The organism is Demequina sp. NBRC 110054, assembly GCF_002090115.1.
Taxonomy (GTDB): domain Bacteria; phylum Actinomycetota; class Actinomycetes; order Actinomycetales; family Demequinaceae; genus Demequina.
The window spans coordinates 421,518-435,811 of record NZ_BBRK01000005.1 but is presented as its reverse complement, the minus strand read 5'-3'; the positions used below and the strand labels follow the sequence as shown (position 1 = coordinate 435,811).

Genomic DNA, 14,294 nt, shown 5'->3' with positions numbered 1-14,294 from the left:
TGTCAGACCCCTTGCCTAGCGTGAAAGCCATGTTGATCGATTGCGATACGTGCGAGGTGCGCGGCCGTGCGTGCGGCGACTGTGTGGTCAGCTTCCTGACCATCCCCGTGAGGCCCGGAGCCACCTCCGCGCCCGTCGGTGCCGACGAGACGTCGAGCGCCCAGGAACCCGTCGAGATGGACCATGACCAGATGAAGGCGGTCGCGAACCTCGCTGCGGGCGGGCTCATCGCTCCGCTGAGACTCGTGGAACGGCGCAGAGCAGGCTGACGACCCGAGCTGGGTGACGGCGCGGGCCAGTTGTAGGCGAGAACAGGCTGGCGCCGTGAGTATGGCTTCAGCGCGCTGTCAGCGCGTCAGGTACAGGTCCTCGATCTGCCCGGCGAAGTCCTTCAGCACCTGTGCCCGCTTCACCTTGAGCGACGGCGTCAAATAGCCGTTGTCCACCGTGAAGTCGTCGAGCAGGATCTCGTACTTGCGGATCGACTCCGCCCTCGACACCGCCTTGTTGGCGCGCGCGACAGCCCTGTCCATGTGCTCGCGCACGACGGGGTGCTTCGCGGCCTCGGCGGGCGTCATCTCGGGCAGCTCCTTGCCCTTGAGCCATCCGGGGAGAGCCTCGGCATCGAGCGTGACGAGCGCGGCGATGAACGGCTTGCCGTCTCCCACGACGACGCACTGGTCGACGAGCGGATAGGCGCGGAGCCGGTCCTCGAGCACCGCCGGCGCGACGTTCTTGCCGCCCGCCGTGACGATGATCTCCTTCTTGCGACCGGTGATCGTCAGGAAGCCGTCGTCGTCGATCGTGCCGATGTCGCCCGTGGCGAACCAGCCGTCGACCATCGCGGCGGCCGTGGCCTCGGGGTTGCGGTGGTAGCCCTTGAAGAGCATCTCGCCGCGCATCATGATCTCTCCGTCGTCGGCGACCTTCGCCTCCATGCCGGGCAGCACCTTTCCGACGGTGCCGATCTTGGAGACATCGGGTCGGTTCACGTGCGAGGCCGCGTTGACCTCGGTGAGGCCGTAGCCCTCCATCACGTGCAGGCCGAGACCGCCGTAGAAGTGCCCCAGGCGGTCGCCGAGCGGCGCGGAGCCGGAGATCGCCCAGCGCGCGTTGCCGCCGAGCACGTCGACGATCTTGGACAGCACCAGTCGGTAGGCCACCGCGTGCTGGGCGCGCAGCATCGGCGACGGACCCTTCTTGGTCCCAAGCGCCTTGGAGTAGTCGATGGACTGCTTCGCGGCCCACCGGAAGATCTTCACCTTGCCGCCCGCGGCGGCCTTCTGCTCAGCCGAGTTGTAGACCTTCTCGAACACCCGCGGCACCGCGAGCAGGAGCGTCGGCTTGAACGTGCCGAGCAGCGGCACGAGCTTCTTGGAATCGGGGCAGTAGCCGATCACCGTGCCCGACGCGAGCAACACGACCTCGACGAGCCTCGCGAGCGAGTGCGCGAGCGTCATGAACAGCACTGTGGAGGCGCCCTCGCTCAGCAGCACCGGGGCGAGCTCCTGCTGGATCCCGACGGTGTGACGGACGTAGTTGAAGTGGGTGAGCTGCACGCCCTTCGGACGTCCGGTCGTGCCGGACGTGTAGATGATCGTCGCGATGTCGTCGTGCCCGGCGAGCTCCACACGGCGGTTGAGCTCCGCGTCCGGTACCTCGCGACCCGCGGCGATGAGGTCGTCGATCGCGCCCTCGTCCATGACGAGCACATGCGTGAGCGGGCTCTCGGAGTCGGCGGACACGGAGCGGGCGAGCTCCGCGTGGTGGGCGGTCTCGACGACGATGGTCGAGACCTCGGCGTCCGAGGTGATCCAGTCGATCTGGGACGCGGAGGACGTGTCGTAGATGGGCACCGGCAGCGCCGCGACGGACCACAGCGCGAGGTCGACGATCGACCACTCGTAGCGGGTACGGGCCATGATGGACACGGCGTCCCCGGGCTTGACGCCCCGAGCGATGAAGCCCTTCGCGACGGCGTTCACGAGGGCCTGGGCCTCCGCGCCGCTGAGATCGTGCCAGACGTCATCCTCGTCGGTGTAGCGGAGCACGGTGCGATCCGCGCGCTCCTCCCACGTCCGGCGGATCATCACAGGGATGTTGGCCGCGTACTCGCGGTCGTCTGTCGGCATCGTCGCTCCCTCGTCGGTACAGCCGTTTTTCACACGATACCCTTGAGGCGCGGGGAGAAGATCAAAGGAGAGCGAGGGTCATGCACGCCATCGGAGTCGACATCGGCGGCACCAAGATCGCGGTGGGGGTCGTGGCCCCCGACGGCACGATCGTCACGAAGCTCCGCAGGGAGACGAAGCCTCAAGACCCGGCCTCGATCGACCTCGCGATCGCCGACGCGGTCAAGGAGCTCGCCAAGGACTTCGAGTTCGACTCCGTGGGACTCGCGGCAGCCGGCTTCGCCAGCTCGGACCGCAACCACATGACCTTCGCCCCGAACATCGCGTGGCGCGAGTACGCCCTCGGGGACAAGGTGCGCGAGCTCATCGGCCGCGACGACCTGGCGATCGTCGTGGAGAACGACGGCAACGCTGCCGGCTGGGCCGAGTACGTCCACGGCGCGGGCAACCACACCAGGAACATGACGATGCTGACCATCGGCACCGGCATCGGCGCCGCGCTCATCGTCAACAGCGAGCTCGTGCGCGGCGCCTACGGCTTCGCCGCCGAGGTCGGTCACATGCGAGTCGTCCCCGACGGCCACCCCTGTGGATGCGGCCTGCGTGGCTGCTTCGAGCAGTACGGCTCCGGCTCGGCGCTGACCCGGGAAGCTCGCCGCGCCGGCATCGAGCGCGAGGTGCGCGCCGCCGCGCTGCTCGAGCGCGCAGGCGGCGACGCCGCCAAGATCACGGGGCCGGACGTCACCGACGCCGCGATGGAGGGCGACGAGCTCGCGATCGAGCTGCTTCACGACCTCGGCACCTGGATCGGCATCGGATGCGCGTCGCTGTCCGCAGTCCTCGACCCCGAGGTCTTCGTGATCGGCGGCGGTGCCATCGCGGCGGGAGATCTGCTGCTCGAGCCCGCCAGGGCCGCCTATAACGACCATGTGCCCGCGCAGGCGGTGCGCCCCGTGACCCCGATCGTCGCGGCGGAGATGGGCAACGACGCCGGCATCGTGGGCGCGGCTGCCCTCGCGCGCGAGGCCGTGGGCGTCTAGGAGAGGAATCGATGTACTACGGCCTGTTCAAGCACGTCATCATCGGTCCGCCGATGAAGGCCTACTACCAGCCATGGGTCGAGGGGGCGGAGAACGTTCCCGAGACGGGTGGCGCGATCCTCGCGTCGAACCATCTGTCCTTCTCGGACTCGATCTTCCTGCCTCTTGTCCTCAAGCGGAAGGTCGTCTTCCTGGGCAAGTCCGAGTACTTCACGGGCAAGGGCGTCAAGGGGTGGGCGACCCGCGCGTTCATGGAGGGCGTGGGGACGATCCCCGTGCACCGGGGTGGCGGCAGGGCCTCCGAGGCGGCGCTGCGCACAGGTCTTCAGGTGGTCCAGGGCGGCGAGCTGCTCGGCATCTACCCCGAGGGCACCCGCAGCCCCGACGGCCGCATCTACCGCGGCAAGACAGGCGTCGCGCGCCTCGCCATCGAGGCAGGGGTCCCGATCATCCCCGTGGCCATGATCGGCACGGACGTCGCGCAGCCGATCGGGCAGAAGGTGCCCTCGCGCGCCGACATCGGAGTGCGCATCGGGAAGCCGATCGATCCGTCGGGGTACAGCGCCCAGCAGGACGACCGCGACGCGCTGCGCGAGCTCACCGACAAGGTGATCCTCGCCATCGGCGAGCTCTCCGGTCAGGAGTACGCGGATCGGGACGCCGCGCAGTTCAAGCGTGAGCTCGACAAGGGCGGCGAGAACCCGTCCGGTCGGGCCGGGGATGGTGCCGCCTCCTAGGCCCTCGGGCCGTCGGCACGGGGGAGCGCCCACCCCTATGATGGGCGAGGAATTCTTGAGACGAAATCGAAAGGAATCGCCATGTCGGTTCGCCGCGTCGCACTTCTCACCGCCGGAGGCTTCGCCCCCTGCCTCTCGTCCGCCGTCGGCGGGCTGATCGAGCGCTACACCGAGCTCGCCCCCGAGGTCGAGATCATCGCGTATGAGCACGGATACTGGGGCCTGCTGCAGGGCAAGAAGACCGTGATCGACGACGAGGTGCGCGCCCACGCGGGCCTGCTCCACGAGTTCGGTGGTTCGCCCATCGGCAACTCGCGCGTCAAGCTCACGAACGCGGCCGACTGCGTCAAGCGCGGGCTCGTCGAGGAGGGCCAGAACCCCCTCGAGGTCGCGGCCGAGCAGCTCAAGGCCGATGGTGTCGACGTCCTTCACACCATCGGTGGCGACGACACCAACACCACCGCCGCTGACCTCGCCGCGTACCTCGCCGAGCACGACTACGGCCTGACCGTGGTCGGACTTCCGAAGACGATCGACAACGACGTGGTGCCGATCCGTCAGTCGCTCGGCGCGTGGACCGCCGCCGAGGAGGCCGCGAAGTTCGGCCGCAACATCATCGGCGAGCACCGCTCCGGCCCGCGCATGCTGATCATCCACGAGGTCATGGGCCGTGCCTGCGGCTGGCTGACCGCCGCCGCCGCGAAGTCCTACCGCGAGGACCTCGAGACGCGCACCTTCCTTCCGGGCATCGGCCTGACCAAGGAGCGCTGGGACATCCACGCCGTGTACGTGCCGGAGTCGAAGATCGACCTCGACGCCGAGGCCGACCGCCTCAAGGCTGTGATGGACGAGATCGGCAACGTCAACATCTTCCTCTCCGAGGGTGCGGGCGTGCCCGAGATCATCGCGGAGATCGAGGAGGCCGGCGGCACCGTCGAGCGCGACCCGTTCGGCCACGTGAAGCTCGACACCATCAACCCCGGCCAGTGGTTCGCGAAGCAGTTCGCGGAGCGGCTCGGCGCCGAGAAGGTCATGGTCCAGAAGTCGGGCTACTTCTCGCGTGCGGCCGCTGCCAACGCGACCGACCTCCGCCTCATCAAGTCGATGACCGACTACGCGGTCGACTGCGCCCTGCGCGGCGAGCCCGGCGTCATCGGCCACGACGAGGAGGACGGCGACCGGCTCAAGGCCATCCCGTTCCCGCGCATCGCCGGCCACAAGCCCTTCGACGTGACCACTCCCTGGTACACCGAGATGATCGCGGAGATCGGTCAGGCCTGATAGCGCATGACCGAGGCAGCCCTCCAGGCGGCCGGCGTCGACTCGTACCTCGCGTGCGAGGCGAAGCAGCAGCCCGTCTGGCCCGACAAGGACGCCCTTGAGCGCGCGACCGCGCGCCTGAGGGAAGTCCCCCCGCTGGTCTTCGCCGGTGAGGCCGATGTGCTGCGAGGACACCTCGCAGCCGCCGGTCGCGGCGAGGCCTTCGTCCTTCAGGGCGGTGACTGCGCGGAGATCTTCTCGGAGGCCTCCGCGGATCGCATCCGCAACAAGATCAAGACGATCCTCCAGATGGCGGTCGTCCTCACCTATGGCGCCTCCACGCCGGTCGTGAAGATCGGCCGGATGGCGGGGCAGTACGCGAAGCCGCGCTCCTCCGACTCGGAGACGCGCGACGGCGTGACGTTGCCGGCGTACCGGGGCGACATCGTGAATGCTTTCGCGTTCACGGAGGAGGCCAGGACACCCGACCCCGAGCGTCTGCTCGAGGCGTACCACGTGTCCGCGTCGACGCTGAACCTCATCCGGGCCTTCACCACGGGAGGCTTCGCCGACCTGCGCCGCGTGCACCAGTGGAACAAGGGCTTCGCCGCGAACCCCGCGTACGCGCGCTACGACCAGATGGCGAGCGAGATCGACCGGGCGGTGCGCTTCATGGAGGCGGCCGGCGGCGACTTCGACGCGCTTCGCACTGTCGAGATGTTCTCGAGCCACGAGGCGCTGCTGCTGGACTACGAGCGTGCGCTCACGCGCATCGACTCGCGCTCCGGCCTCCCGTACGACTGCTCCGGCCACCTGCTGTGGATCGGCGAGCGCACGCGTGAGCTCGACGGCGCCCATGTGGAGTTCATGTCGAAGATCCACAACCCGATCGCCGTGAAGCTCGGCCCGACATCGAGCGCCGCTGACGCGATCGCGCTCGCCGAGAGGCTCAACCCGAACGGCATCGAGGGCCGCCTGACCTTCGTGGCCCGCATGGGTGCGGACAAGGTGCGCGACGTGCTTCCGGGCATCGTCGAAGGCGTGCGCGACGCGGGCGTGCCCGTGACGTGGCTCACGGACCCGATGCACGGCAACACGTTCACCTCGGCCTCGGGCTTCAAGACCCGGAGCTTCGACACGATCCTCGACGAGGTCACGGGCTTCTTCGAGGTGCACCGTGCGCTCGGTACCGTGCCCGGCGGTCTCCACGTGGAGCTCACGGGCGACGACGTGACCGAGGTCCTCGGCGGCACCGAGGAGATCGACGACGAGGGGCTCGCGTTCCGCTACGAGACCAAGGTCGACCCGCGTCTCAACCACCAGCAGTCGCTCGAGATGGCGTTCCTGGTCGCGGAGCTGCTCAGCGCACGCTCCTGATCCACACCGCTCGTCGCACGAGCACAGACGAAAGAGGCGGGGCCCGGCATCAGCCGGTCCCCGCCTCTTTCGGCTCTATGCGGCGGACGTCAGTTGTCGTAGACCAGGTAGACCGTCGTGCCCTGCTCAACCCACGTCGCGGCCTCGACGTTCTGGTCCACGATGGTCGACTTCTTGTCGAGGTCGCCCGTGATGAAGTCCCAGAACCGCGGGCTGAACTCGACGTTGAGGTTCGCGGCCTCGGCGGCCGCGGCTGCCTCCTCCGCGTTCATGTCGACGAAGTTCGGCACCTCGACCAGTGGCAGGCCCTCGGACACCGTGATCGTCATGCTGTCGGTGCGGAAGCCCTCGGAGCCGGCGCCGGGCGTCTGCGCGTACACCTCCCCGGTGTCGACCGCGTCGGTGCGCCCGTACTCGATGGTCACCTCGAGCGCATAGTCGTCGAGCGCGTCCTGAGCCGCCGCCTCGGTCATGCCGAAGACGTTCGGGATCGTGATCGGCTCGGGTCCGCGCGAGACGGTGAGAGTGAGCGCGTCGTCGTGGCGAAGCGTCTCGCCCTCGGCGGGGTCGACCGACAGGACGGTCCCCTTGGAGACAGTGTCCGAGTACGTGCGCTTGATCGTGACCGTGTCGTCGTCGAAGCCCGCGTCGTAGATTGCGGCCTCCGCATCGTCCCTGGACTGTCCCTCCACCTCGGGGACGGTGGCCATGCGCGGTCCGTCGGAGACGGTGAGCGTGATCTCGGAGCCGTTGAGCACGCGATCGTCCGGCTCGGGCGAGGTGGACAGGACGATGCCCGCCTCCACCTGGTCGTCATAGGCGCGCTCCGGGTCGAGCAGGACGAAGCCCGCCTCCTCGAGCGTCGATGCGGCCTCCTCCTCGGTCAGACCGGTGACGTCCGGCACGGCGGAGTAGGCGCCGGGGCCGATGGCCACGTACCACCATCCGCCGAGCAGGCCGAGCACGAGCACGGCGACGGTGATCGCTCCGATCCAGAGGGCGGGGCGCGGGCGCTTGCGCTCGGTCGGGGGCACGACGAGGGGGCCCGAGAGCACCTCGGCCTCGAGAGGCTCCTCGCTGTCGACGGTCGCGAGCCCCACGGGAAGTGCAACGGTCGAACCCGCAGGGGCGGGGTCGAAGACGGTGGTGGCGTCCGGGTCGAGGTCCATGCGGACCGGCAGCGAACCCGACGGCGGGTCGGCGCGGCGATCGAGGGTCGGGTCGTCCATGACCGCGCGCACACGCTGCAGCTCGGCCAGGGCCACGGCCGCGTCGGTCGGGCGGCCCTCGGGGTCGCGAGCCGTGAGGCGCTGCACGAAGGCGTCGATCTCGGCAGGCAGCCATGGGACGTGCGCGGAAGGGACGGGCACCTCCTGGCGCACGTGCATCGAGGCGACCTCGTGCGGGTTGTCGCCGGTGAACGGCTGCCGCCCGGTGATCATCTCGAACAGCAGGATGCCCACCGCGTACAGGTCGGTCGCGGCGCTTGCCGTGCCATGGGACACGAGCTCAGGGCTGAGGTAGGCGACGGTGCCCATGATCAGCCCGTTGGTCGTGGTGGTCGAGGCCGCGTCCTCGATGGCGCGCGAGAGTCCGAAGTCGGCGAGCTTCGCGCGACCCTCGCTGTCGAGCAGCACGTTCTCCGGCTTGATGTCGCGGTGGACAAGGCCGAGGCGGTGGGCCGCGGCGAGGGCGTCGAGGACCTGGTCGGTGATCGCGAGGGACTCACCGAGCGTGAGGGTGCGCTCATGCGCGATGCGGGAACGGAGGTTCTCGCCCTCGACGTACTCCATGGTCAGGTAGGCGATGTCGCCGTCGAGTCCCTGGTCGTAGACGCGGACCATGCCGGGGTGCGTGAGGCGGGCGGCCGCGCGGGCCTCGGCGCGGAATCGCGAGGCGAAGCGCGCCGTGTCGCCGCGGTCGCCGAGGTGCGGGCTCATGACCTTGATGGCGACCTCGCGCTCGAGTCGGCGGTCGAACGCGACATAGACCGTGGCCATGCCGCCCGCGGCGACGCGCGAGCGCACCTCGTAGCGGCCGTCGATCAGGCGGCCGAGCAGGGGATCGGTGAGGGTCTCTGACACAGGCACATTCTAGTTGGGGGACATGAGGGGGCCGCGGAGGCCTTCGCCGCGCGGCGTGAGGTGACAACGATCTCGGACGTCGGACCGCTCCTGGCCTTCTTCATCGGGCCCGGAACCGCCCCTCAACGGCGGTCGTCAGTCGAATCGCTCCATGAGTGCCAGGACGCTTGCGACGTACCTCTCGGTATCGGCGAACATCCCGTACTTCCTCACGGATGCGGCCCCCTGATAATACCCGGCGATCGCTGTCTCGAGCGAGCTGCTGGTGCGGAGCAGCTGGCGCAGGATCGCGACGCCGGCCACGACGTTGTCGTCCGCATCGAGCAGGTTGAGCTCGCGGCCGACCATGTCGGAGGCCCAGTCTCCCGAGGTGGGAATGACCTGCATCGCGCCGATCGCGTTGGCGGGGGAGACCGCCGTCATGTTGAAGCCCGACTCCTGATACGCCACCGCCTGCGCGAGCGCGGTGTCGACACCCATGGACGATGCGGTGGCGACGACCATGGACTGGATCTCCTCCTTGGAGGGCACGGACATCGCGAGCAGGGTGGCCTTGTTCTGGTTGGCAGAGGCGACCACCTCGGGCGCGTAGGTGCGGCCCGCGAAGGTGTCGCCTACCAGGCCCGACGCAACAGCCCCCGGGATCGTGAGCGTCTGCCCGATGCGAATCAGCGACGGGTTCTTGATCCCGTTGGCGGAGACGATCGCCGACACCGTGACGCCGTGCTTGGCGGCGATGCTGGACAGTGTCTCGCCGCTCGTCACCGTGTGCGACGCGGTGCTCGTGCCGAAGGAGTCGATGTTGTCCTCGGTGGCGAGTGACGAGGAGGTCGAGCCCGTCGCGGTGGAGGTGCCCGCGGAGGTGGCGCCGGGAATCCTCAGTCGCTGGCCGACGGTGATGACCGCCGACGACGGCAGCCCGTTCGCGGACACGATCCTCGCCACTGAGGTCCCGTGCTTGCGTGCGAGGTCCCACACGGTGTCGCCCGACCTGACCGTGTGCGTGACCGTCGTGGTCGACGACGAGGACGATGCGGTGGTCCCTGACGACGACGAGCCGCCCGGGATCGACAGGGTCTGTCCGATGCGGATCGTCGCCGAGGAGCTCAGCGAGTTGGCGGAGATGATCGCCGCCACGGTCGTGCCGTGGCTGCGCGCCAGGTCCCACACCGTGTCGCCGGCGACGACGGTGTACGTGGAGCTGCCGCTCGCCGAGGACGAGGGCGTGGTCGCCGCGACCGAGGTGGGGATCGAGAGCGTCTGCCCGACGTAGATCGTCGCCCGTGAGTCGAGCCCGTTGGCGGAGACGATCCTCGCGACCGTGGTGCCGTAGGCGACCGCGAGGCCGCTCACGGTCTCTCCGGAGGACACCCGGTGTCTTTCGTCGGCGGCTGCAGGCAGGGTGCCGGCGGTCGTGAGCGCGAGTGCGGCGACGATGCCGGCGGCCGCTCGGCGAGCGCCGCGGGGGGCGTGCAGGCGTGGGGAGATGGTGCTGTTCACGTGGGCCTCCTGTGTGGCACGTGGGGCATTTGTGACAGATGTGACACAAGTGACTGTAAGTCAGGTCAGGCCCACGGGCAAGGGGTGGCGAGACGTTCTATACGCTGAGCGGGTGAGCAACGACATCGAATGGCTGTCCATCCCCGAGTTCGCCGCACGCATCTCGGTGCGCGACTCCCGTATCCGCGACCTGCTTCGCGACCGGGCCCTCATCGCGGTGCGTCGTGGCGACAACAATGCGCTGTCCCTGCCCGCGGACTTCATCGTCCCCGGAGACCACGCGCCTCACATCATCGCCACCCTCAAGGGCACGCTGACCCTGCTTCTCGACATGGGGCTGACCGACGACGAGGCGATGGACTGGCTGTTCACGCCCGCGGACGAGCTCGGCTCGACGCCGATGGAGGCGCTGCGGCAGGGTCAGCGCGCGGCGGTGCGGCGGGCGGCGCAGACGCTGCTCTGAGGCGCCCGACTACGAAGCGCGCGCCGTGAGGCGCTCCGCGAGGTCACGGAGAACAGCAGCCCCCGCGGCTTCCAGCTCGAGCGAGTCGAGCCGTGTGAGCGCGGGTTGCGTCAGGGACTCGATCTCGTGCTCGGCCTCGGCGACGCCGCCGGCCTCGACGATCGCCGCCACCGCGTCGTCCACCTCTGCCTGATCGGCGTCTCTACGCCCGAGGGCCGCGTGGATCGCGCGACGCTGCGCGTCGCTGCCCGACGTCCACGCGTGCCACAGCAGGAGCGTGCGCTTGCCTTCGCGCACGTCGTCGCCTGCGGGCTTGCCGGTGACCTCGGGAGCGCCGATCAGACCCAGGACGTCATCGCGGAGCTGGAAGGCGATCCCCAGGGGGACGCCCACCTGCTTCATCGCGTCGATCCGGGTGGCGTCGGCGCCGGCGACCGCGGCGCCGAGCGCGAGCGGCGCCTCTGCGGAATAGGAGGCGGTCTTGCATCGCATCGTGGCCATGATCGACTCCCGCTGGCCGGCCAGGTCGGCCAGCGGCGTCGCGGCGAGCCGCATGTCGAGGTACTGGCCCGCGGTGACGAGCTCCGCCATCGAGGCGAACAGCTCCGCGACTGGCCTGGGGTCCGCCAGCGCGACGAGCGCCCCGTCAAGGGCGCGGTGAGAGGTCATGAGGGCGACGTCGCCGGCGAGCACTCCTGCGGACCTGCCGAGCTGCGGGGCCGTGCCGGCCTCGGCCACGTCGCCGAGCATCTCCTCGAACCTGCGGTGAGCGGCGGGTCGGCCGCGCCGAGTGTCCGATTCGTCGAGCACGTCATCGTGGATCAGCGCCGCGGTCTGGAACCATTCGAGCGCCGCGGCGACCGAGACCGCCGCCGCGTCCGCTGCGCCGCCGTGAGCCGCGTGCGAGGCCACGGTGAGGAGCGCGCGCAGCCGCTTGCCCCCATGGGACGACTCGGCGAGCACATCGATGATCTCCGCACCTGCCGCGCCCGCGGGCGCGAGCGCGAGGGCGGTGGCGTCGAGCGTCTCGCGGATGCGGGCGTCGACGCGGTCCTTGACGGCGGTGGGCGAGAGGTCGATCGAGGCTGGCACCCGACCAGCCTAGGGTGCGGCGGCGTCCCCAGGCCTCATCGATCCCGTGTCCCTCCACCGTTTCTCGCGGCGGCCTCCGTGGGCGCTGTCGGCGAAGGTCTGCTGGGGGCATGGACGACATCATCAGAATCTCCGACCCGGGCGATCTCATCGCCGTCGTGCCCAGGCTCCTGGGCTTCCGGCCCCGCGACTCCATCGTGGTCCTGGGGATGAACCGCGCCGAGCGTGTCTCGATGACCGCTCGTCTCGATCGCGAGGACTGCCTCCTCGAGGACGTCGTGGAGTCGATGGCCGCCGCGATCGTGAGCGAGGCGCGACGCACCGGAGCCGTCGGCGTTCACGTGATCGAGTTCGCGGAGGAGCCCGTCGACTGGGGTGCCGAGGCCTCGGAGCCACTGATCCACGCCTGGCGAGGAGCGCTCGAGGTGCGGGACACCTGGGTCGTGCATCGCGATCGCTACTGGTCGCCGGGGTGCACCGATGCGGCCTGCTGTCCGCCCGGCGGGCGCGTGCTCCCCGGCGCCTTCGCCGATGTGGAGGTGGCCCTGGGATGCGAGCGGATCGAGGCCGAGCTGGTCAGGCGCGCGGACAGGCGGAGGGTCCGCCGCGCGCGCACGCGGTTCGTCGCGCGGCGTGCCCAAGGAGAGTCCTCGTGGCGGCGCGTCGCCCTTGCCGAGTGGACACAGGCGCTTCGGGGCGAGGTCCCCACAGTGCCGCGTCTGGGACGGCTCGCGGCGGGGCTCGCGGTTCCTGCGGTCAGGGACGCGGTGATCGTCGCAGTGTTCGGTGCCGACGGAGAGGAGCAGGCGGCGCTGCTCGAGGATCGACAGGACGCGCGTGCCGAACGCAGGCTGGATGCGGTGATGCATGGGCACCTTGCGCCTGTCGGTGACGAGCTGGAGCAGGCGCGGGCCGTGCTGAGGCGCATCTCCGAGCTGACGGCGGGGGAGGAGCGCTCAGCCGCGCTCGCCGTCACGGCGCTGCTCGACTGGTGGGCGGGAGACCAGGCAGGATGCCTTCTCGCGGCTGACCAGGCGCTCGAAGCTGATGGCCGTTCGCGCCTCGCGACGCTCGTGGGCGAGACTGCGGCACGCGGTATCCTGCCTGGTTGGCTGAGGGAGGAGCGCTGAGCCAGGTGCGGCCACGGATCCGCAGGAATTCCTGCGGGATCTGGAACACTCCGCTTGCGGTGCGCGTTATACTTTAATGGATTTGCGCGAGGCGGTCACCGGCCTCAACGCTCACTCCCACGTCACACGAGAGACGGTCGGTGCCGCCCTCGTCGTGGTTGTTCCTGGATCCTCTGGGAGTGTGGCTGTGACCGACGAGCCGTGACCGTGCCACGCAGCAGGACTGGAGCCCGGACAGGATGCCGGGCGACACGACGAAGGAGAACGCCACGACCACCGCAGCGAAGAAGCCCACCGCGAGGAAGACGGCTTCGAAGGCCGCCTCCACGGCTAAGAAGGCAGCGCCGAAGTCCACCGCCAAGGCCAAGGACATCGACTCCGACGAGCCGCAGAACGATCTCGCGGACGAGAAGGGCCCGGACGAGGTCAAGGAGGAGGAAGAGGACTCGAAGTCCGGCTTCGTCCTCGACCGCGCCGACGACGACGCGCCTGTGCAGCAGGTGACGACCGCGGGCGCCACCGCGGACCCGGTCAAGGACTACCTCAAGCAGATCGGAAAGGTCGCGCTCCTCAACGCCGAGCAGGAGGTCGACCTCGCGAAGCGCATCGAGGCGGGCCTGTTCGCGGAGGAGAAGCTCGCCTCGGGCGACAAGATCGCTCCGAAGCTCCGTCGCGAGCTCGAGTGGATCGCGAACGACGGACGCCACGCGAAGAACCACCTCCTTGAGGCCAACCTGCGCCTCGTGGTCTCGCTCGCCAAGCGCTACACGGGTCGCGGCATGCTGTTCCTGGACCTGATCCAGGAGGGCAACCTCGGCCTCATCCGCGCCGTCGAGAAGTTCGACTACACCAAGGGCTACAAGTTCTCGACCTACGCGACGTGGTGGATCCGTCAGGCGATCACCCGCGCGATGGCGGACCAGGCCCGCACCATCCGCATCCCTGTGCACATGGTCGAGGTCATCAACAAGCTCGCGCGCGTGCAGCGCCAGATGCTTCAGGACCTGGGTCGTGAGCCCACGCCCGAGGAGCTCGCCAAGGAGCTCGACATGACGCCCGAGAAGGTCGTCGAGGTCCAGAAGTACGGCCGCGAGCCCATCTCGCTCCACACCCCGCTGGGCGAGGACGGCGACTCGGAGTTCGGAGACCTCATCGAGGACTCCGAGGCGGTCGTCCCCGCGGACGCGGTGGGCTTCACGCTTCTCCAGGAGGAGCTCTCGAAGGTCATGGACACGCTCTCGGAGCGCGAGGCCGGCGTCGTCGGCATGCGTTTCGGGCTCACCGACGGCCAGCCGAAGACGCTCGACGAGATCGGCCGCGTGTTCGGTGTGACCCGCGAGCGAATCCGCCAGATCGAGTCGAAGACCATGTCGAAGCTGCGTCACCCGTCGCGCTCGCAGGTTCTGCGCGACTACCTGGACTGACGCACTCTCTCTCCGAAGGGGTCGTCTCGCCGACAGCGGCGAGACGACCCCTTCG

At 69.3% G+C, this 14,294-nt stretch carries 12 protein-coding genes; 8 read left to right on the top strand and 4 right to left on the bottom strand.

What is annotated here, in order from left to right:
- Positions 1 to 29 precede the first annotated feature (29 nt).
- Positions 30 to 269 carry a hypothetical protein gene (locus B7K23_RS11295; protein ID WP_084126676.1) on the top strand — a complete coding sequence of 80 codons (240 nt, stop codon included), beginning with the start codon at positions 30 to 32 and terminating at the stop codon, positions 267 to 269.
- Between the two features lie 78 nt (positions 270 to 347).
- Here B7K23_RS11295 and B7K23_RS11290 read toward each other — a convergent pair whose 3' ends face one another.
- Entirely contained in the window at positions 348 to 2,132 is a 1,785-nt protein-coding gene (locus tag B7K23_RS11290; protein ID WP_084126675.1) for a long-chain fatty acid--CoA ligase, read from the bottom strand.
- 80 nt (positions 2,133 to 2,212) lie between these two features.
- Here B7K23_RS11290 and B7K23_RS11285 point away from each other — a divergent pair, with 80 nt between their 5' ends.
- The 4 genes from B7K23_RS11285 to B7K23_RS11270 all read left to right on the top strand — a co-directional run bounded on the left by B7K23_RS11285 (position 2,213) and on the right by B7K23_RS11270 (position 6,546).
- Positions 2,213 to 3,172 (top strand): ROK family protein, encoded by a 960-nt coding sequence (locus B7K23_RS11285; RefSeq protein WP_084126674.1) that lies wholly within the window; start codon positions 2,213 to 2,215, stop codon positions 3,170 to 3,172.
- A gap of 11 nt (positions 3,173 to 3,183) precedes the next feature.
- The gene (locus tag B7K23_RS11280) at positions 3,184 to 3,909 is read left to right on the top strand and encodes a 1-acyl-sn-glycerol-3-phosphate acyltransferase (RefSeq protein WP_084126673.1); all 726 of its coding nucleotides are present in this window, start codon (positions 3,184 to 3,186) and stop codon (positions 3,907 to 3,909) included.
- Positions 3,910 to 3,990: 81 nt separating this feature from the next.
- Positions 3,991 to 5,190: a pyrophosphate--fructose-6-phosphate 1-phosphotransferase gene (locus tag B7K23_RS11275; RefSeq protein ID WP_084126672.1), complete on the top strand. Its 1,200-nt coding sequence runs from the start codon at positions 3,991 to 3,993 to the stop codon at positions 5,188 to 5,190.
- A gap of 6 nt (positions 5,191 to 5,196) precedes the next feature.
- Positions 5,197 to 6,546, top strand: coding sequence for a class II 3-deoxy-7-phosphoheptulonate synthase (locus B7K23_RS11270; RefSeq protein WP_084126671.1), 1,350 nt, complete (start codon positions 5,197 to 5,199; stop codon positions 6,544 to 6,546).
- 89 nt (positions 6,547 to 6,635) lie between these two features.
- Here the strand turns inward: B7K23_RS11270 and pknB are convergent, their stop codons facing one another.
- Both pknB and B7K23_RS11260 read right to left on the bottom strand, forming a co-directional pair.
- Positions 6,636 to 8,630 carry a Stk1 family PASTA domain-containing Ser/Thr kinase gene (pknB, locus tag B7K23_RS11265; protein WP_084126670.1) on the bottom strand — a complete coding sequence of 665 codons (1,995 nt, stop codon included), beginning with the start codon at positions 8,628 to 8,630 and terminating at the stop codon, positions 6,636 to 6,638.
- Positions 8,631 to 8,765: 135 nt separating this feature from the next.
- Positions 8,766 to 10,130 carry a LysM peptidoglycan-binding domain-containing protein gene (locus tag B7K23_RS11260; protein WP_084126669.1) on the bottom strand — a complete coding sequence of 455 codons (1,365 nt, stop codon included), beginning with the start codon at positions 10,128 to 10,130 and terminating at the stop codon, positions 8,766 to 8,768.
- 112 nt (positions 10,131 to 10,242) lie between these two features.
- Here B7K23_RS11260 and B7K23_RS11255 point away from each other — a divergent pair, with 112 nt between their 5' ends.
- A complete protein-coding gene (locus B7K23_RS11255; RefSeq protein WP_084126668.1) occupies positions 10,243 to 10,593 on the top strand; it encodes an Rv2175c family DNA-binding protein in 351 nt (116 codons plus the stop codon).
- Positions 10,594 to 10,602: 9 nt separating this feature from the next.
- Here the strand turns inward: B7K23_RS11255 and B7K23_RS11250 are convergent, their stop codons facing one another.
- Complete coding sequence (locus B7K23_RS11250; RefSeq protein ID WP_084126667.1) at positions 10,603 to 11,685, bottom strand: polyprenyl synthetase family protein; 1,083 nt, start codon at positions 11,683 to 11,685, stop codon at positions 10,603 to 10,605.
- Between the two features lie 110 nt (positions 11,686 to 11,795).
- On the opposite strand from B7K23_RS11250, the gene B7K23_RS11245 reads away from it, so the two are divergent.
- Positions 11,796 to 12,815, top strand: coding sequence for a DUF4192 family protein (locus B7K23_RS11245; protein WP_084126666.1), 1,020 nt, complete (start codon positions 11,796 to 11,798; stop codon positions 12,813 to 12,815).
- Positions 12,816 to 13,054: 239 nt separating this feature from the next.
- On the top strand, positions 13,055 to 14,239 hold the full coding sequence (locus B7K23_RS11240) for an RNA polymerase sigma factor (RefSeq protein WP_084126665.1): 1,185 nt from the start codon (positions 13,055 to 13,057) through the stop codon (positions 14,237 to 14,239).
- Positions 14,240 to 14,294 lie beyond the last annotated feature (55 nt).